This window comes from Pseudomonas cedrina subsp. cedrina (assembly GCF_001983175.1).
In the GTDB taxonomy this organism is placed as follows: domain Bacteria; phylum Pseudomonadota; class Gammaproteobacteria; order Pseudomonadales; family Pseudomonadaceae; genus Aquipseudomonas; species Aquipseudomonas cedrina.
This window is the reverse complement of sequence record NZ_MNPW01000007.1, coordinates 209,908-230,025: the sequence shown is the minus strand read 5'-3', so window position 1 is coordinate 230,025 and position 20,118 is coordinate 209,908. Positions and strand designations below refer to the sequence as shown.

The window sequence follows — 20,118 nt, the reverse complement described above, 5'->3', positions numbered from 1 at the left end:
ATGCTGCCATAAGAGTGCACCGCTTTAGGGCGCCGTTGGCGTGGTTTTCTGAGGGTTCTTCATGACGAATCAGGAACTCGCAACATGCCCGTCTCTTCATTTCATGCTTCTTTCATCAAGGCCAACTTGCCTGGATGGATCAAGCACCTGGCTGCATCCGATATCCAGGCGTTGCACCGCGCCCGCGATCCGGTGCAGCAGTTCCGGCAAGCCTTCCCCGAGAAATACGCTGCCGCCACCCCGTCACTGCGCCAGGCGTTGATCGACAGTGGCGCACGGCGCCAGGCGTCAACCCAGGCGATGGCCACGGCGCTGAAAGCGTTCAAAGGCATCACCGAGTTCAGCGAGCCACTGCTGCTCGAAGCCATGCGCAAGCAGTTCGGCCTGGCGCCCGACGTCAACAAGACGGTGCTTTACCATCTGCGTGCGCCCAACCGCATGGAGCAGCAATCGTTGCTACAAGCGGCGCTGCACAATTTCGAGGCCGATGAGCCGTTTGACGATGTGGTGTTGCAGGAAACCAGCGGGCTGGCGCCAGCGGGCTCGCTGGAGCAGATTCTTTACGACAAGCGCGATACCTATCCATTTGCGAAAGTTCGCTATCACCTGCGCGACAGGTTGGCGATCAAGCCTGCGGCGTTCGCCAGCCTGTGTCGCCAACTGGATCTGGGCAAGCAGTATCAGGCACACCTGAGTGCTGTGTTTGAAACACCCGCTACCGCTGCGCAGGTGCGCCAGCAGATGGTCCAGGCCAACAAGGATACGTTGCGGGTCCAAACCCATATCGCTCGAATGCGCGACGCCATCAGCGAAACGGCCCGCACAACGTTGCTCGAAATCCTGGATGGCACGCCCGCGCCATCGTTTTATGGCTGGCCGGTGGCTTTCAGCCAATTGAATCTTTTGGGGGCGGACGTGAACGACGTGGTCGTTATCAGTACCGCCTTGCGCAGGCGGTCTGTCGTCACCGATTTCGTGCCCCCCATAGTCAGGCAGTACGAGTCGTTGCTCGTCCCCAGTCGGATCATTGTGTGCATCCCGGGCGACCCACTGGCGCCGGTCAAGGAGTACCGTTCGCTTGAGGCGTTTTTGGCGGCGTTGGCGGTCAATCTGCGTTCCTCCAACTACCAGCGCTTTTTTGCAGGGCTCTTGTCTCAGAACGAGGCGCAGACATTCTTGCGACGGCTCAAAAGCCAGTTGAAAGTCTTACGGTGGAACCCCAATCCCGTTTACCCGGGCCCGAACTACAACCCCGCGGTCTTCATGCATGGAATTTACGAATCGGTCTGGAACGACAATGTAAAACTGCACGCTGAAGAATCTTTCATAGATACCGACGTGTTCGGCCATCTCTACGAAAAGCACCTGGCACGGATCAAGTCCAGCGCCAAGCTGCTGGCGGTGCCCACCGAGCAGGTTGATCACAATGCCTGGATCAATCGCCTCACGCATTGGGCCGAATGGGGGTTGAACGTACTCAACGTTGCGGCGTTCTTCGTGCCTGGGTTGGGCGAGGTGATGATGGCGGTTACCGCCATGCAACTGGGGTACGAGGTTTATCAGGGGGCTCACGCATGGAGCGTCGGTGACAGTGATGAAGCCTGGGCGCACCTGACTTCGATCATGCAGAACGTCGCATACATGGCGGCACTGGGGGCAGTGGCGGCCAAGGCGCCGCCGATATTGCCGTCGACGTTCGTCAACGGGATGGCCCGGGTGCGATCGCCTTTCGGCAAACTGCGTTTATGGCATCCGGACCTTTCGGCGTACAAGAGCGGCGTTTCGCTCAAGGGCCTCAAACCTGATGCGCTGGGGCAGTATCAGGTAGCCGGCAAGACCTACATTACGCTGGAGGGTAATACTTACGAAAATATCTTCGACCCAGCGATCAAGCAATGGCGGATCAAGCATCCCCACGAAATAGATGCCTACCAGCCGATTTTGCGGCACAACGGCAACGGCGCCTGGCGTCACAGCCTGGAACGACCGCTGGAGTGGCAACGTCTGGCGCTGCTGCGGCGGACCGGGCCGCACATGGAGCGCTTTACCGACACACAAGTGGAACAGATCGCCGAGGTCAGCGGCGTCAGTGACGAAGTCCTGCGTGCACTTCACGTCGATAATAAACCTGCGCCCCCGGAGTTTGCGCAAGCGGCCCGGTTGTTCGAGGTCGACCGACAAGTGGACGAGGTGATCGGTCAAATCCGCGAGGGGGCTGGCATGGACGAGCCTGGCCAATTCGTTGTTCCACTGGCTGTGGAAATGCCGGGATGGCCGGTTGAGGTGGGAATAGAAGTGCTAAGCAGCCCCGAACCCTGGGCGACTTCAAAACGCTACGGCGCGGCCAGTGCAAAACAGTCGATCAAAATTACCCGGTCAGAGGTCGCTGCCGGGAAGTGGCCGGAGAAAATCCTCGCAGCCCTCGACGAAGCGCAGACCAAGCGTGTGCTGGGCGATGACAGTGTCCAGTCTTATGCAGATCGTCTGCAGCTGCTCAGGGACCGCTTGGCCGATCACGCAAAAGGTCGAAGCAAGTCACTGTTCGACAGCCTGTTGAGTGGGCAGACCGAGCCGGATGCCGACACGAAGTTGCTTCAGCGCAGTTTCCGGTCGCTGTCGCCAGAGTCCGCGCAGCCTGTGCTGGGCATTGCCAGCGCCGACGAGTTGAGCCAACTGCGCAGCACCGGGCGCATTCCCCTGCGGCTGGCCAAGGCGATTCGCGTGCAGTTGCATCAAAGCAGTTTGACTCGGGCACTCGCCGGCTTGTACCTGGAAAACCTGGCGTCCACGGCCAGTGATCGGTTGGCGTTGCACAGCCTGGAGCAAATGCCCGGCTGGTCGGCGGATATTCGGGTGGAAATGCGCTCCCTTGGCATCAGCGGGCCGCTGGTGGACAGCATCGGCAGTGAGCAGGCGTTGTCGCGGTATGTCCTGGTTAAGGAAGAGGATCACTTTATAGCCATGGACGCTGAGGGCAGGGCATTGAACAGCGCTGCCAGGTATGGCCGAAATCTATTTGAGTCGCTGCTGCAAGTGGTGCCTGATACATGGCGCCGTTCACTGGGGGAGAATCCGAGCGAAGCCTTGCGCCAGCAGGTGATCGACCACGCGCGCAGCAATCGTGACGCCATGTCGCGAATCCTCAAGCGCCAAGCGCTCAAGGACGGTGCAGGACGCTTGCTGCGCACACCGGGCCGGGTTGGCTACGCGGCCAGCGGTGACGTCGCGGGATTCGCTGATGGGCCATTGGTCGCCAGGGCGCGGGTTATCTACCCCAATATCAGTGATGAGCAAGCGTTGCAATTCGTCAGGAGCCGTCGGCTGGCGGGCGACAGCGATCAGCGGGTGTTCAATCTGTTGGAGGAGCGTCGCAGGGAGTTTGAAGGGTTAAATACGGTGCTGGATCGTTGGGTCGAAAGCTCGGCAACGCCGCCTCGGGTATTCGGGGCCCGCCGGCGTGAAATCGCCAATCGGATCATTGCTTGCTGGCGAGGCGGGCTTTATCGCGGGCAGACGCCTGCTTACAGGCTTACGCTGCTTGGCGCTGACGAACTACCCACGTGGACCTCCGATTTTTCCCATGTGCGCACCGTGGTGGCAGACAGTCTCCAGGTGGCTGATGGCACGCTTCTATCACGCTTCAGCTCGTTGGAGAGACTTGAAATCTCTGGCGGCATGGAAGGCATGGCAGGCCTGGCCGATCAGTTGACTGCACTCAACCGCATTACCGAGCTCAGACTTGAGTTGCAGGAAGGGTTCACGACCTATTCACCGGCACTGACCCAGGCGCTCCAGGGCATGACCCAGTTGCAGGAGTTGCACTTGTGCGGGAGCCTCCCGGTGCTCGACTACAGCACCTACACGGCATTGCGCAGGGTAACGCTGAGTGGAAACCTGCGCGATTGGCCGACCGGCCTTCTGGCGCTCGACAGGTTGGAATCAGTGGATCTGTCGCGCGCGCGAATTTCATCGCTGCCCGACGCACTGTTCAGTGGGCATGAACGACTATGGCGTGGTTTGTCGTTGAACTGGAAGGCCCTGGAACCACAGGCGTTCATGCGGGCTTTCGAGTATCTCTATCAAAATTCGGCCCACCTGGTGGATGAGGCGAGGATGGTGGGGGATTACTGTAAGGGCCGCCTTGAGAGCATGGTTCCCCGCGATGAAGCATTCGTGAACCATGTCTTCGTCGCTCTTCAGCAAGAGGGGCTTTCGGGCCGGGCGTTGTTGGCGAAGGTCGAGGCACTGCATCAGGAATATCGCGACGTGGAGGCCTCCCTGGCGCAGTGGGAAGGCGTGGCGGGTCCCCGGGTGGCGGGTGTGCAAATGCCCAGCCATGAGCGCACGGTGCTGGCTGACAGGTTGCGGGCTTGTTGGCGCGATGCGCAGAGGGCCAGGTATGCGCCCCGCGAGCCTATGGCGCAGACGTCGACACGCGGCCCGGATTCGGTGATAGCAGAGACGCTGGACTTGACGGGGTACGGTGCTCCAGGAAATTTGCCGACGTTGAACGAAGCCGTCTTTGCGCACGTACGTCGCCTGAAACTGGGAAACCTCGAACTGACGGTCACGCAGCTGAATGAGTTCCTGCGTCGGTTTCCTCAGCTTGGTGAACTTGATCTGAGTGGCAACCACCTCACCGAACTGCCCCAGGCCCTGGAAGAGCTGACACAGCTCATCGAGCTGAACCTGTCTGGCAATCAACTGACGATCACCACGCCGACCCAGGCCCGGTTGAACCGCTTGAGTGGGCTGCAGCGGCTGGACCTCTCGCGAAATCGCGTTGGCAGCCTGACGGTTGCCTCGCTGACCGAATTGATTTCGCTGAATCTGTCGAGGACCCGGATCACGGCATGGCCTGAAGGTGTGCTGAGCCTGCCACGCCTACGCTTCCTGGACTTGAGTTACAGCGCTGTCGACAGCATTCCGGAGGCTGCGTGGGTGGGGCACGAAGTGCTGCTGGCGGGCACTGGCTTGCGCGGTTGCCGTTTAAGCCCGCCGGCGCTGGCCAGGGCGCAGCAGTTCGCTGTAACGACCGGCCCCGGAACACCGCTGGCGACCATGTTCGTCAATCCGTTGGGGATCGAGCGCGGCATGCTGGTCGCCGGCAGGACCGGCGGCGAACCGGAGTTCTTCCCGGTGGAGGTCGCGCAGCAACCCGATCTGCTGCTGCCAGCGCCTGGCGCAGAGCCAGACCTGCCTTTGACATCCGCCGAGCGCCTGCAACGGCTTGATCCACAGCTTGATACCGCCCAAGCGGTTCAGCGAATCGACACCTGGCTCGCGCAAGAGGTGAGTGCCATGGACATTGAAGCCGCGTTGCTCCGGTGGCAGACGCAGCACGCGGCAATGATCCGCGATCTGAACGCCTGGATCGATCGCCCTGCGACGCGTATCCGTGAGGGCTGGGCGAACGCCACCGACCGTCGGCGTGCGGCTGACCGCCTGCTGTCCTGCTGGCGAGAAGCGCTGCGCGACGTGTCTGTCACGGGTTCCGCGGCTTCCCAGAGCGTTGACTTGAGCGGCCTTAACCTGGGCGACCTGCCGGAGCTGGAGGTCAGCTTTAGCCATGTGGATGCACTGGACTTGAGCGGTTCAGGGCTCACGGGTGTGTCGGATGCCTTTCTGCGCGCTTTTCCACGGTTGAACCGCTTGATGCTCAATGGCAACCCGCTGGGTGAATTGCCCGAATCGGTAACCCAACTGACCGACCTGACCCACCTGGGCATCAACAATAACGGGCTGACGGAGAGCGGACCGTTACAACGCGTGCTGCGCACCTTGCCGCGTTTGCAAACACTGGACCTGGGCGGGAATACACTGCGGGAGTTTGACGTGACAGGCCTCGATCGCTTGCAACACCTGGATTTGAACCGCAACCGGTTGACCGACTGGCCGGCAGGTGCCCTGGAGGCCCCCGCACTGACGCGTCTCAACTTGCGGGGCAACGAGTTTGAGACGATCCCTCGCACCGCGTTTGAACCGCAACATGCAGGTTTGATGGAGGGCATCGACCTGTCCGATAACCCGTTGACGGCGGAAGAATTCGCCGTGCTACGCGAACATCTGCGCGAAACCGGCCAAGGCTTGGGCTTTACCGCCGGGCAGATCGACCGCGAATTGTTAGCCAACGACCCTGATTTTTTTGACGATGAGGGCGCTGACGTTCACCCTGAGCTGGAAGATCAGCCCACTCAGAAAAATCGCTGGTTTGAGGGCGTAGCGGCAGATTCCGAGAAGCACGAGATGTGGGATGCGGTGATGGCCGCCGACCAGACGGGGGATTTCGCCAATATTCTTGCGCAACTGCGCCAAACCCACGACTTTATGCAGGATCGCGCCGGCCTTGCCGAGCGGGTCTGGGACGTTGTCGAGGGCGCGTATGCCGATCCGGCCCTGCGTGAACGGCTGATGAGCATCGCCCGGGCGTCGAGGCATCGCGAGACCTGCGGGGATGGTCGTATGTTGTTGTTCAATGCATTGGAGGTAGAGGTGTATGAATTCAATGCCTTGCGCGAAATTGATCCCACCGACAAAGGCCGTGCCTTGCTCAAACTCTCCAGGGGACTGTTCCGTCTGGCCGAGTTGGAAGCGATCGCCAGCGAGCGCATTCGACTCAATCCGGCCACCGACCCCGCCGAAATTCGCCTGGCTTACCGAGTCGGCCTGGCCCAGCGCCTGGAGCTGCCGAGCCAGCCCAGGGGCATGATTTATCAAACCCTGTCACGGGTGGTGCAGGCGGATCTGGATGCGGCTTACCAGCGGATTATCGAGCAGGAACAGACACCGGCGTTCAGCGAGCAACTGATTGCGCGCCCGTACTGGAAAGCGTATTTGCAGGAGAAATATGCCGACGACTTCGCCAGGCTGCAACAAGCCCTTGAACGCGAAGCCGCGGCGCTGGAAGACCAATACCCCGAGATAAACCCGGAGTATCTGCAGAAAATCAACACCCTGCAAAAGGCCAACGAGGACGAGCGGCAAGCCTTGATGTTGCAGCTGTCAGCGGCCGAAATCGCCGCGTTGGGCCGTTAGCCGATCAGTTGTCGTATCCCAGATTCGGCGCCAGCCAGCGCTCGGTCACGGCCAGATCCTGGCCCTTGCGCGCGGTGTAGCTTTGCACCTGGTCCTTGTCAACCTTGCCTACGGCAAAGTACTGCGCCTGCGGGTGGGCGAAGTACCAGCCGCTGACTGCCGCCGCCGGGAACATCGCGTAGTGTTCGGTGAGGAACACGCCGCTGCGCCCGGCTTGCATCTCCCGCGCCTCGGGGTCGAGCAATTGGAACAACTGGGCTTTTTCGGTGTGATCCGGACATGCCGGGTAGCCGGGGGCTGGGCGGATGCCGCTGTACTGCTCCTTGATCAGCGCTTCGTTATCCAGCTGCTCATCCTTGGCATAACCCCAGTAATCCTTGCGCACCTGCTGGTGCAGCCACTCGGCGCAGGCTTCGGCCAGGCGGTCGGCCAAGGCCTTGACCATGATCGAGTTGTAATCGTCGCCCGCATCCTGATAAGCCTTGGCCACTTCCTCGGCGCCGATGCCGGCGGTGGTGATGAAGCCACCGATGTAGTCCGTCACGCCGCTGTCCTTGGGCGCCACGAAGTCGGCCAGGGAGAAGTTCGGCTTGCCGTCGGTCTTGATGATCTGCTGGCGCAGATGATGCAGCTTTGCGATCGGCTGGCCGTCGTCGCCGTAGACTTCCAGGTCATCGTCCTGCACCTGGTTGGTCGGCCAGAAGCCGAAGACCGCGCGGGCGCTGATGAGTTTTTCGTCGATCAGCTTCCTGAGCATTTCCTGCGCATCGGCGTACAACGCGGTGGCGGCTTCACCCACTACTTCATCGGTGAGGATGCGCGGGAATTTGCCGGCCAGGTCCCACGAGATAAAGAACGGCGTCCAGTCGATGTACTCGGCCAGGACGTTGAGGTCGATATTGTCCAGCACCTTGGCGCCGGTGAAGGTCGGCACCACCGGGGTGTAGCTGCTCCAGTCGAACTGCGGCTTCTTGGCGATCGCCGCCGGGTAGCTCAGGCGTTCGGTGCGCGCGCTGCGGTTGGAGGTGCGCTCGCGCACATCGATGTATTCCAGGCGGGTCTTCTCGACAAACGCCGGCTTCAATTCCTTGGACAGCAACTGCGTGGCCACGCCCACCGCGCGGGAAGCGTCGGTCACGTAGATGACGGCGTCGTTGCTGTACTTGGGCTCGATCTTCACCGCCGTGTGGGCCTTGGAGGTGGTGGCGCCGCCGATCATCAACGGCAGGTGGAAGTCCTGGCGCTGCATCTCGCGGGCCACATGCACCATCTCATCCAGGGACGGCGTGATCAGGCCGGACAACCCGATGATGTCGCACTTCTGCTCCTTGGCCACCTGCAGGATCTTCTCCGCCGGCACCATCACGCCGAGGTCGACGATGTCATAACCATTGCAACCGAGCACCACGCCGACGATGTTCTTGCCGATGTCATGCACGTCACCCTTGACCGTGGCCATCAGGATCTTGCCCTTGGCCTCCGGCTTGTCGCCTTTTTCCAGCTCGATGAACGGGATCAAGTGGGCCACGGCCTGCTTCATCACGCGGGCGGACTTCACCACCTGGGGCAGGAACATCTTGCCCGCGCCGAACAGGTCGCCGACGATGTTCATGCCGGACATCAGCGGGCCTTCGATCACTTCGATCGGGCGCGCGAACGACTGCCGGGATTCCTCGGTGTCTTCGACAATGTGCGTGGTAATGCCCTTGACCAGCGCGTGTTCCAGTCGCTTGTTCACCGGCCAGCCGCGCCATTCTTCGGTTTCGGCTTCCTTGACGCTGCCGTCGCCCTTGTACTTGTCGGCGATGGCGAGGAGGGCGTCGGTGCCTTCCGGGGTGCGGTTGAGCACCACGTCTTCCACCGCATCACGCAGCTCGGTCGGGATCTGGTCGTAGATCTCCAACTGGCCGGCGTTGACGATCCCCATGGTCAGGCCGTTGCGGATCGCATACAGCAGGAACACCGAGTGGATCGCCTCGCGCACCGGGTTGTTGCCACGGAACGAGAACGACACGTTGGACACGCCACCGGAGGTCAGCGCATACGGCAGTTCGTCACGGATATAGGCGCAGGCATTGATAAAATCGACGGCGTAGTTGTTGTGCTCTTCGATGCCGGTGGCCACCGCGAAGATGTTCGGGTCGAAGATGATGTCTTCCGGCGGGAAGCCGACTTCATTGACCAGGATGTCGTAGGAGCGTTTGCAGATTTCTTTCTTGCGCGCTTCGGTGTCGGCCTGGCCGGCTTCGTCGAAGGCCATCACCACCACGGCCGCGCCGTAGCGCTTGCACAGCTTGGCGTGGTGAATGAACTGCTCCACGCCTTCCTTCATGCTGATGGAGTTGACGATGCCCTTGCCCTGAATGCACTTGAGGCCTGCCTCGATCACTTCCCACTTGGAGGAGTCGATCATGATCGGCACGCGGGAGATGTCCGGCTCGCCGGCGATCAGGTTGAGGAAGGTCACCATGGCCTTCTTCGAATCCAGCATGCCCTCGTCCATGTTGATGTCGATCACCTGCGCGCCGGCTTCCACCTGCTGCAGGGCGACTTCGAGGGCTTCGGTGTAGTTGTCTTCACGGATCAGGCGGGCAAAGCGTGCGGAGCCGGTGATGTTGGTGCGCTCGCCGACGTTGACGAACAACGAGCTGCGATCGATGGTGAACGGCTCCAGGCCCGACAGGCGGCAGGCCTTGGGGATGTCCGGGATCGGGCGCGGCGCATAACCGGCCACGGCCTTGGCGATAGCCTCGATATGGCCCGGCGTGGTGCCGCAGCAGCCGCCGACGATATTGAGAAAGCCGCTCTGGGCGAATTCTTCGATAACCTTGGCGGTTTCCGATGGCAATTCATCGTACTCGCCGAATTCGTTGGGCAGGCCGGCGTTGGGGTGCGCGGACACATGGGTGTTGGCCTTGTTGGACAACTCCTCCAGGTACGGACGCAGTTCGCTGGCGCCCAGGGCGCAGTTCAGGCCCACGGAAATCGGCTTGGCGTGGGCCACGGAGTTCCAGAACGCTTCGGTGGTCTGGCCCGAGAGGGTGCGGCCGGACGCATCGGTGATGGTGCCGGAGATCATGATCGGCAGTTCGATAGCCAGCGCTTCGAACACGCCTTGCACGGCGAAGATCGCGGCTTTGGCATTGAGGGTGTCGAAGATGGTTTCGATCAGGATCAGGTCGGCGCCGCCCTCGATCAGGCCCTGGGTGGCCTCGGTGTAGTTTTCCACCAGCTCATCGAAGGTCACGTTGCGGTAGCCGGGGTTGTTCACGTCCGGCGACAACGAGCAGGTGCGGCTGGTCGGGCCGAGCACGCCTGCGACGAAGCGCGGCTTGGCCGGGTTCTCGGCCGTCTTGGCGTCGGCGATCCTGCGGGCCAGGCGTGCGCCTTCCACGTTGAGTTCGTAGGCCAGTTCTTCCATGCCGTAATCGGCCATGGAGATGCGGGTGGCGTTGAAGGTGTTGGTCTCGAGGATGTCGGCACCGGCATCCAGGTAGGCCTTCTCGATCCCGCCGATCACGTCCGGACGGGTGATCACCAGCAGGTCGTTGTTGCCCTTGACGTCGCTCGGCCAATCGGCGAAGCGTTTGCCACGGTAGTCCTGCTCCTCGAGCTTGTAGCTCTGGATCATCGTGCCCATGCCGCCGTCGAGGATCAGGATACGTTCCTTGAGGGCTTGGTGAAGGGCTTGCAGACGAACGCTACGATCGGACATGGGACTACTCTGGTCAGGCATTACGGAGGGCACGAATCATAACAAACCTGTGCCGATTTTGAGCAGGGCAGGTTTTTCTTGAATTTCGCTCATGTTGTTCGGCGCATGCATCGGCCTGATACTGTCCTCTCAAACGAGAACGTCTGTCAGGCGCGCTGGGCTTTTCCGACGAAAATACTAGGACTTTGTACCTGCGTAATATTTTGGCGTAAACTGCGGGCAAGCCTGTGAGGAGTTTCCATGACTGCCATTACCATTACCGACGCCGCCCATGATTACCTGGCTGACCTGCTGTCCAAGCAGAACACCCCGGGTATCGGCATTCGCGTCTTTATCACCCAACCCGGCACCCAGTACGCCGAGACTTGCATTGCCTACTGCAAGCCCGGCGAAGAGAAACCTGAAGACACCGCCCTGGGGCTCAAAAGCTTCACCGCGTATATCGACGCCTTCAGCGAAGCCTTCCTGGATGACGCCGTGGTTGACTACGCCACTGATCGCATGGGCGGCCAGTTGACCATCAAGGCGCCGAACGCCAAGGTGCCGAGCGTCAACGCCGACAGCCCGGTGAACGACCGCATCAACTACTACCTGCAAACCGAGATCAACCCTGGCTTGGCCAGCCATGGCGGCCAGGTCAGCCTGATCGACGTGGTGGAGGACGGCATCGCCGTGCTCAAGTTCGGCGGCGGCTGCCAGGGCTGCGGCCAGGCGGACGTGACCCTGCGCGAAGGCATCGAGCGCACGCTGCTCGAGCGTATCCCCGAGCTCAAAGGTGTGCGTGACGTGACCGACCACACGCAGAAAGAAAATGCCTACTACTGAGTAAGGTGTTCACTGCGAACGAAAAAACGGCGCCCCGTGAGCGCCGTTTTTTATGTTTTAAATTCAATGTCTTGCGATATCTATCAGACAAACCGCATTAACTGTGGGAGCTGGCTTGCCTGCGATAACGGTGTGCCAGCCAGCAGATTTGGCCTCTGACACACCGCTATCGCAGGCAAGCCAGCTCCCACCTTTTTGATTACATTTAGTAGTCAGGGGCGATACAGGTGCGCATGGCCAGCCCGATACAGCGACGACTCACTGAAGCTATCGTTGGCCAGCACCCGCCCCACAATGATCAGCGCCGTGCGCCGAAAGCCTTTGGCCGCGACCTTTTCGCCGATATCACTCAACGTCCCCAGCGCCCAATCCTGATCCGGCCAGGTCGCCCGGTGCACCACGGCAATCGGGCAATCGCCGCCATAGTGCGGCAGCAGTTCGGCGACGATCTTCTCCAGATGGTTGACTCCCAGGTGAATTGCCATGGTGGTGCCATGCCGCGCCAGGCTGTCGAAATCTTCACCGGCCGGCATGCGGGTCTTTTCGGCATAGCGGGTCAGGATCACGCTCTGGGCGACGTCCGGCAGGGTCAACTCGGTCTCCAGCAACGCCGCGCACGCCGCTACCGCCGTGACGCCGGGAATGATCTGGAACGGGATGCCCAGCTCGCGCAGATGGCGGATCTGCTCGCCGATCGCCCCATACAGGCTCGGATCGCCGGAGTGCACGCGCGCCACGTCGTGGCCTTGCGCGTGTGCAGTCTTGATCAGGTCGATGATCTGCTCGAGGTGCAATTCGGCACTGTTGACCACCTGTTCCGCCTGATGGCCTTCCAGCACCGCCGCCGGCACCAGCGAGCCGGCGTAGATGATCACCGGGCAACTGCGGATCAGTCGCTGGCCTTTGACGGTGATCAATTCCGGGTCGCCGGGGCCGGCACCAATGAAGTAGACGGTCATGGAAAATCCTGTTCAAAAAACGCATGAGCATGAAGATTGCTCATGATTGCAGAGGGCGATTATCGGGTTTCAGCCGGTCCACGCCAATGCAAAGGTGGCCTGGGCGGCTTTTTTGCGGGTGATCCGCAGATAGGCTGGGGCGTTGGAGAGGTCTTCGGCCAGGGCCAGGGCGGCGCTTTCGGCGACGCCGTAACAGCCGGTATGGGCAAAGGCGACGTCGGATTTGTGGCTCAGGCGGTCTTTATAAAACGCCAATTGTTCTGCGCTGAAGCAGCGTAAAGGCAGTTTCAACAAGCGCGCCAAGGCGATTAATCCCGGCTCGTCTTGTCTGCGATCGATACTGGCCAGCGCGGTTACCTGTTGGCGCTCGACTCCGCCCTCGGCGAGGGCGCCGTCAAACAGGGCCAGCAGGGCGTGAACGTCGCAACCCCGCTGGCAACCCAGGCCGACCACCAGGGTCATGCCGAGTATTGACCGTCGCGGTTGCGCCGGAACAACCAGGCGCTGATCAGGCCCAGGGCCAGCCAGAATGCGACGTTGGTCAGCTGCGAAGCTGTCTTGAACTGCGTTTCCAGCGCCTCGGGCGCCAGCATCGAATGCACCAGCGGCTGCGGCGCGCCGATCACATGGGGAACGACCAGGATCGCCACACCCAGCACCTTGAGCAGCCAGTTGCGGCCAAACACGACCAGGGCGATTCCAACAGCGGTAGACGCGGCGGTGCCGATCCACCAGATCTGCCGCTGCGCCAGGTCAGCGGCGGCGGTGCCCGGCAGCTCGGGCGGCAGGCCCAGGGTCGGCGCCAATACAAAGGTGGCATAGCCGGCCAGGCCCCACAGCAGCCCATGGGCGGTACGGGTTGGAGCACGCAAGGTGTAGAGGCCTGCGAGCATCAAGGCAAAACCGACAGCGACGACCAGATTGCCGCCCGTGGTGGACAGCACGCGCTGCCAGCCATCTTCCGGCTCCCAGGCTTCGGCGTCGTGGGTGTGCGCCGCAGCGCCGGCAGCATGCCCGTGCGCAACTTCAGTGACAGCCGGGGCCTGTTCAAAGGTTTCCGCCTGCAGAATCAACGGGGCCACCCAGAAACTTTGCAACAGGGTCAGCAGCAAGGCAGCCAAAAGGCCGGTAAAACCTGCGGTTTGCGCAATACGCTTGATCATGTCGGCAGGCCTCAGTGGCACGGGAACGCGGCGCTGTGGCGGGTATCGTGGGCAGCATTGTGCACCGCCTCGATGTGCGAGAAACCGGCGAAATACACAAGGCAAACGCCGAGAATCGACGCACCGATGGCGGCGGCCAGGCGTTGGCTCAGGGTCGTGGTGCTGCTGGCGGAGTGCGAGGTGCTGCTGATGATCGACATGGCGCGTCCCTTTCAAATGTCTTGAGCGAACGGGCGCATGAAAACCCTGCGAGCCAGGCATGCAGGGTTCTGAACAGCGCCCGCCCACCGCGGGTTTGTTATCTGATTTTTCGGGCCGGTCTCCGGGCTTGCGAGGGGCTTATTGCCTGAAAACGTCGCCTTCCCATGCCTGGGGCACAGTGGATATGACGCTTCGCTCGCTTACCGTTGCGGGGGCAGCACCGGACTGGTCATAACGCTATGACGCACCGGTTTCCCGTTTCACCCTGTGAAGGGCACCCGAAACAAGATGTTCAGGAGAACACGCGCGGCCAACGTGCGTCAAATCCAGGGCGTGCCTGTCATGAGCGTGTTGGGTAAAAGCGATCAAATCCACTTCCCTTGCCTGCAGAAGGTCACAGTCCTGCGGTTGGCCCGGATCAGGTAATCAAGGTTTTCGATGTCAAATCGCTGATCCTCATTTCCCGGAAACCCCAGGAAACCGATGCCTATATCCAGATCACGCAGCAGTTTGGGCCGTTCAAGCAGTTCTTTGGCCGCTGCGGTTGCTTCTGCGGAAAACGTTCGGGTGGTAGGGCGCAATCCCGCTGCTTCTTTCAGTTCGTTGAAGTTTACATACTGATCGTCAGCGCCCGCAGCGTACTCCCGGAAATGCTCTTTAATCATGCTGAGCAGGTGTTTGTTGCCTACATTGCAGTGCGGGTTTGGGAAGTTCGACGTCGAGCGTTTCTGCACCGTATGCTCGGGCGAGCTGCCGGAGAATGACAGCGGCGTGTTGAGGTTGGTGATTGGCAGCATTCTGAATGACTCTTGATTGATGACAGTAGAGTGGCAGTCCTGTTGTCAATCACGTTGATCGACGGCAGTTGCTTTGATAGGTGGCGCCCGCTGCCGAGGCGTTCCCGGGGAAGTCTTTCCCAGTGTTTCACGTCGCCAAGAGGATAATTTCGGTGTTGTGTGGGGGAGGAGCCAAGCGTGAGCGGCAAGTCCGGCATCGCCAACATTGACCCGCCCCCACGCACTGCGTAGCCTTGCACCCTCGAGGTTCTTCGACCCAGGTCGAAGCTAAGAAGGGAACGCGGTTCAAGCCGCGGCTGCCCCCGCAACTGTGAAGGGTTTATCCGACTGCCACGCCACTGCCTCAACGGGCGGGAAGGCGCAGCCGGTGCCGGTCGCAAGACCCGCAAGCCCCAAGCCAGGAGACCTGCCTCGCAACCGATTTTCAATTCAACCGGGCGGGGTGATCCGGTGACGAAATCCGCTGCTGCGCGCCGTCGCAGGGCCTATCGTCCCGTATGCCCGCCCCAAAGGGCATCCGATGAAAACACTGGCCAAACTTCCCGTCACCATCGTTACCGGCTTCCTCGGTTCGGGCAAAACCACGTTGCTGCGGCATATGCTCGACAATGCCCAGGGCCGGCGTATCGCGGTGATCGTCAATGAATTCGGCGAGCTGGGCATCGACGGTGAAATTCTCAAGCAGTGCTCCATCGGTTGCACCGAAGAAGAAGCCAACGGCCGCGTCTATGAGCTGGCCAACGGCTGCCTGTGCTGCACCGTGCAGGAAGAGTTCTTCCCGGTGATGCGTGAATTGGTGGCGCGTCGCGCAGACCTTGACCATATCCTCATCGAAACCTCGGGCCTGGCCCTGCCAAAACCCTTGGTGCAAGCCTTCCAGTGGCCGGAAATCCGCAGCGCCTGCACCGTTGACGCGGTAATCACCGTGGTCGACAGCCCGGCCGTGGCGGCCGGCACGTTCGCCGCTTTCCCGGACCAGGTGGATGCCCAGCGCAAACTCGACCCGAACCTGGACCACGAATCGCCGCTGCACGAGCTGTTCGCCGACCAACTGGCCAGCGCCGACCTGGTGATCCTCAACAAGGCCGACCTGATCAGCCCCGAAGACCTGGCCCGCGTGCGCCTGGAAGTCGCCGAGGAATTGCCGCCGGCGGTGAAAGTCATCGAAGCCAGCAGCGGTCGCGTGCCGCTGGATGTGCTGATCGGCCTGGGCGCCGGCTCCGAGGAGCACATCGACGGACGCCACAGCCATCACGATCATCACCATGAAGGTGAGGATGACCACGATCACGACGCCTTCGACTCCATCTCCATCGACCTGCCGCAAGCCGACGAAGCCCTGCTGCTCGATGCCCTGGCCCAATTGGTGGTGCAGCACGGCATCCTGCGCGTCAAGGGTTTCGCGGCGATCCCGAACAAACCGATGCGCCTGCTGATCCAGGGCGTGGGCACGCGGTTCGACAAGCATTTCGACCGCGCCTGGGGCTTTGACGAAGCGCGCGTCACACGCCTGGTGCTGATCGGCCAGGACCTGGACGCCGCCGGCCTAGAAGCGCAACTGCGCGCCGCCCTCAGCGCCTGATCCATGCACCTGCTCAGGACCCAGCCCGGTGGTTTCGTCTCGGACGACAACATCGCCGACCTTGGCCAGACCCCCGCTGAACTGGTGATCCTGTGCAGCGGCGACTCCAGCCTGGCGCTGCTTGCCGAAGCGGCGCAGCAACTGCCGGGCGATTACCCGACCTTTCGCCTGGCCAACCCGATGCAGGTGCAGAACCACGCGTCGGTCGACCTGTACGTTGATGAAGTGCTGCGCCATGCCAAGGTCATCCTGATTTCGCTGCACGGTGGCATCGGCTATTGGCGCTACGGCATTGAGCGCCTGGTGGAATTGGCCGAGCGCGGCGTACAGCTGATCCTGGTGCCGGGAGACGATCGTCCGGACCCGGAGCTCAGCGGCCTCAGCACCGTAGGGCCGCAGGAACGCGACCGCCTCTGGCACTTCCTGCGCCAGGGCGGGCTGGCCAATGCCCTGGATTTCTATCGATGCCTGGCCGCCGGTTACCTGGGCCGCGACTACGCCTGGGCCGAGCCGCAAACCCTGCCGCGCACTGCGATTTACCATCCGCGCCACGCCAATGCCCGCCTGAGCGACTGGCAGGCGGACTGGAATGCCGACTGGCCGGTGGCGGCGGTGCTGTTCTATCGCTCACATTTGCAGGCGGCCAACACCGGATTCATCGAGGTGTTCTGCCAGCGCTTGCAAGCCGCGGGGCTGAACCCGTTGCCGATGGCGGTGGCCAGCCTCAAAGAGCCGGGTTGCCTGGCGACCGTCGAGGACTGGCTGGATGAAGTCGGCGCGGCGGTGATCCTGAACACCACCGGGTTTGCCCAATCCAGCCCGGAGGCGCCGCACCTGCGCCCGTTTCGCCGCAATATCCCGGTGATCCAGGCGATCTGCGCCCAGGACAACCAGCCCGGTTGGGAGGCCAGCGAGCAAGGCCTCGGCCCACGCGACCTGGCGATGCACATCGCCTTGCCGGAACTGGACGGGCGCATCATCAGCCGGCCGATCAGCTTCAAGGACCTGGCCTGGCGCAGCGAGCGCAGCCAGTCGGACGTGGTGTGCTATCGCGCCGCGCCCGAGCGCATGGATTTTGTCGCCGAGCTGGCGCGCCGCTGGGTCGAACTGGCGCAGGTGGCTAACGCAGACAAACGCGTCGCGCTGATCCTCGCCAACTACCCGACCCGCGACGGCCGTATCGGCAATGGGGTCGGCCTGGATACGCCGGCGGCGGCGCTGAATATCCTGCGTGCCCTGCAAGCCGAAGGCTATCCGCTGCCGCACGTGTTGCCCGACAGCGGCACTGAGCTGATCCACGCGCTGCTCGGCGGCGTGACCAACGACCTCGACAGCCTCGACCTGCGTCCCTGCCATCAAAGCCTGGACCTGGACGCCTACGAGGCGATGTTCAAGCGCCTGCCCGAAGCCAATCGCCAGGCGGTACTGACGCGCTGGGGCGCGCCGCATCAAGACCCGATGTTCCGCGACGGCCGCCTGATGATCGCCGGCCTGCGCCTGGGCCTGACCTTTGTCGGCATCCAGCCGGCGCGGGGTTATCAGGTGGATGCCAGCGCCGTTTACCACGACCCGGACCTGGTGCCGCCCCACGGTTACCTGGCGTTCTACTTCTGGTTGCGCCACACCTATGGCGCCCATGCGGTCATCCACGTGGGCAAGCACGGCAACCTGGAATGGCTGCCGGGCAAGGGTGTCGGCCTCTCGGAAAACTGCTGGCCCGATGCACTGTTGGGGCCGTTGCCGAATATCTACCCGTTCATCGTCAACGATCCAGGGGAGGGCGCCCAAGCCAAGCGGCGCACCCAGGCGGTCATCATCGACCACCTGATGCCACCCCTGACCCGCGCCGAAACCTATGGTCCGTTGCGTAACCTCGAACTGTTGGCCGACGAGTATTACGAAGCACAGCTGCTCGATCCACGCCGTGCGCTGGAGCTGCAGAAAGACATCCTCAAACTGGTGCGCGAAACCCGTATCGACCAGGAGCTGGAGCTGGAGAGCGATGCCGATGCGGCCGTGTGGCTGCCGCGCCTGGACACGTACCTGTGCGATTTGAAGGAGTCGCAGATCCGTGACGGCCTGCACATCTTTGGCGAGTCGCCTCAAGGCCGTCTGCGAATCGACACCTTGCTTGCCTTGCTGCGCATCCCGCGTGGCGATGGCCGCGGCGCGCAATCGAGTTTGCTGCGCGCATTGGCCAAGGCGTTCGAGCTGGGCTTTGATCCGCTCGATTGCGCCCTGGCCGAACCCTGGACCGAACGCCGCCCGCAGGTATTGCAGCAGATCGACGCGCAGCGGTGGCGCACCGCCGGCGATACCCGCGAGCGCCTGGAGCTGTACGCGGCCCGCTTGATCGAGCAGGCGCTGCAAGGGCCGCTGGAACAGTTGGACGCGCCCGGTTGGGAGGACGTGAAGGCGGTGATCGCAAGCCTGCTTAGCGTGGTTGCGCCACGCCTGGACGCCTGCGGCCCGGCGGAGATGCGTGGGTTGCTGGATGCCCTCAACGGCCGCTTTGTGCCCGCCGGCCCCAGTGGCGCACCGAGTCGCGGGCGCCTCGATGTGCTGCCGACCGGGCGTAACTTTTTCAGCGTCGACGTGCGCAACCTGCCCACCACCACCGCCTGGCGCATTGGCTTCCAGTCGGCCAACCTGATACTGGAACGGCACCTGCAGGACCACGGCGACCACTTGCGCCAGCTCGGCCTGTCGGTCTGGGGTACCGCCACCATGCGTACCGGCGGCGATGATATCGCCCAGGCCATGGCGTTGATGGGCGTGCGCCCCGTATGGGCGACGGGCAGCCAGAGGGTGGACGACTTTGAAATCCTGCCGATCAGCCTGCTCGACCGCCCGCGCGTGGATGTGACGCTGCGTGTGTCCGGCTTTTTCCGTGATGCCTTCGCCAACCTGATTCGCTTGTTCGACGCGGCGGTGCAGGCGGTGGCCGCGCTGGATGAGCCGGATGACATGAACCCGCTGGCCGCCAAAGTGCGCAGTGAGCGTGAAGCCCTGCTCAAGTCCGGCCTGGACCAGACGGCGGCCGCCAGGCAGGCCGGCTGGCGCATCTTCGGCGCCAAGCCCGGCGCCTATGGCGCGGGCGTGCAGGGCGCGATTGACGGTCGCCTGTGGCAAAGCCGCGAAGATTTGGCCGAGGTCTACCTGAATTGGGGCGGCTACGCCTATGGCGGGTCCGACGAAGGCACCGCCGCCCGCGAGCAATTCGCCCAGCGCCTGAGCCAGGTGCAGGCGGTGTTGCAGAACCAGGACAACCGCGAGCACGACCTGCTCGATTCCAACGATTATTACCAATTCCAGGGTGGCATGCTCGCCGCCGTCGAAACCCTGAGTGGCGACAAGGCCGCCAGTTACCATGGCGACCATAGCCAGCCGGACCTGCCGAAGATCCGTACCCTGAAGGAAGAGCTGAACCGGGTGATCCGTTCCCGCGCCGCCAACCCCAAGTGGATCGAGGGTGTGAAGCGCCACGGCTATAAAGGTGCATTCGAGATGGCAGCGACGGTGGACAATCTGTTCGCCTTCGACGCCACCACGGCACTGATTGACGATCACCAATACGCCTTGCTCGCCGATGCCTACCTGCTCGACCCCGACACCCGGGACTTTGTGCAACAGCACAACCCCGATGCCCTGCGCGACATGACCGAACGCATGCTCGAAGCCCAGCAGCGCGGCATGTGGAAAGAGCCGGGGGCCTACCGCGAGGCGCTGGAAAACCTGTTGCTGGATATAGAGGAAGACAGCTGAGATGCCGCGCCTGACTGATCGTTCCCACGCTCCGCGTGGGAATGCAGCCCGTGACGCTCGGCGTCACAAAAGCGGA

General features: G+C 62.2%; 10 protein-coding genes and 2 riboswitches. Of the genes, 4 read left to right on the top strand and 6 right to left on the bottom strand.

What is annotated here, in order from left to right:
- Nucleotides 1-84 precede the first annotated feature (84 nt).
- Complete coding sequence (locus tag BLL36_RS16500; protein ID WP_076952451.1) at nucleotides 85-7,035, top strand: NEL-type E3 ubiquitin ligase domain-containing protein; 6,951 nt, start codon at nucleotides 85-87, stop codon at nucleotides 7,033-7,035.
- Between the two features lie 4 nt (nucleotides 7,036-7,039).
- Here the strand turns inward: BLL36_RS16500 and metH are convergent, their stop codons facing one another.
- Complete coding sequence (gene metH / locus BLL36_RS16495) at nucleotides 7,040-10,750, bottom strand: methionine synthase (RefSeq protein WP_076952450.1); 3,711 nt, start codon at nucleotides 10,748-10,750, stop codon at nucleotides 7,040-7,042.
- 240 nt (nucleotides 10,751-10,990) lie between these two features.
- On the opposite strand from metH, the gene nfuA reads away from it, so the two are divergent.
- Complete coding sequence (gene nfuA, locus BLL36_RS16490; protein WP_076952449.1) at nucleotides 10,991-11,575, top strand: Fe-S biogenesis protein NfuA; 585 nt, start codon at nucleotides 10,991-10,993, stop codon at nucleotides 11,573-11,575.
- 212 nt (nucleotides 11,576-11,787) lie between these two features.
- Here nfuA and cobM read toward each other — a convergent pair whose 3' ends face one another.
- The 5 genes from cobM to BLL36_RS16465 form a co-directional block, all read right to left on the bottom strand.
- Nucleotides 11,788-12,534 (bottom strand): precorrin-4 C(11)-methyltransferase, encoded by a 747-nt coding sequence (gene cobM / locus BLL36_RS16485; protein WP_076952448.1) that lies wholly within the window; start codon nucleotides 12,532-12,534, stop codon nucleotides 11,788-11,790.
- Nucleotides 12,535-12,603: 69 nt separating this feature from the next.
- Complete coding sequence (locus BLL36_RS16480; RefSeq protein WP_076952447.1) at nucleotides 12,604-12,996, bottom strand: cobalamin biosynthesis protein; 393 nt, start codon at nucleotides 12,994-12,996, stop codon at nucleotides 12,604-12,606.
- On the bottom strand, nucleotides 12,993-13,697 hold the full coding sequence (locus tag BLL36_RS16475) for a CbtA family protein (protein ID WP_076952446.1): 705 nt from the start codon (nucleotides 13,695-13,697) through the stop codon (nucleotides 12,993-12,995). The genes BLL36_RS16480 and BLL36_RS16475 overlap by 4 nt, the downstream gene beginning before the upstream one ends.
- A gap of 11 nt (nucleotides 13,698-13,708) precedes the next feature.
- Entirely contained in the window at nucleotides 13,709-13,897 is a 189-nt protein-coding gene (locus tag BLL36_RS16470; protein WP_076952445.1) for a CbtB domain-containing protein, read from the bottom strand.
- A gap of 96 nt (nucleotides 13,898-13,993) precedes the next feature.
- Nucleotides 13,994-14,195: riboswitch (cobalamin riboswitch) on the bottom strand.
- A gap of 68 nt (nucleotides 14,196-14,263) precedes the next feature.
- Nucleotides 14,264-14,695 carry a hypothetical protein gene (locus BLL36_RS16465; RefSeq protein ID WP_169922565.1) on the bottom strand — a complete coding sequence of 144 codons (432 nt, stop codon included), beginning with the start codon at nucleotides 14,693-14,695 and terminating at the stop codon, nucleotides 14,264-14,266.
- Between the two features lie 227 nt (nucleotides 14,696-14,922).
- Nucleotides 14,923-15,123, top strand: a riboswitch (cobalamin riboswitch).
- 92 nt (nucleotides 15,124-15,215) lie between these two features.
- Between BLL36_RS16465 and cobW the strand changes: the two genes are divergently transcribed.
- Together cobW and cobN are read left to right on the top strand one after the other, a co-directional pair.
- Nucleotides 15,216-16,277, top strand: a complete 1,062-nt coding sequence (gene cobW / locus BLL36_RS16460; protein WP_076952444.1) for a cobalamin biosynthesis protein CobW — start codon at nucleotides 15,216-15,218, stop codon at nucleotides 16,275-16,277.
- Between the two features lie 3 nt (nucleotides 16,278-16,280).
- Complete coding sequence (gene cobN / locus BLL36_RS16455) at nucleotides 16,281-20,042, top strand: cobaltochelatase subunit CobN (RefSeq protein WP_076952443.1); 3,762 nt, start codon at nucleotides 16,281-16,283, stop codon at nucleotides 20,040-20,042.
- Nucleotides 20,043-20,118 lie beyond the last annotated feature (76 nt).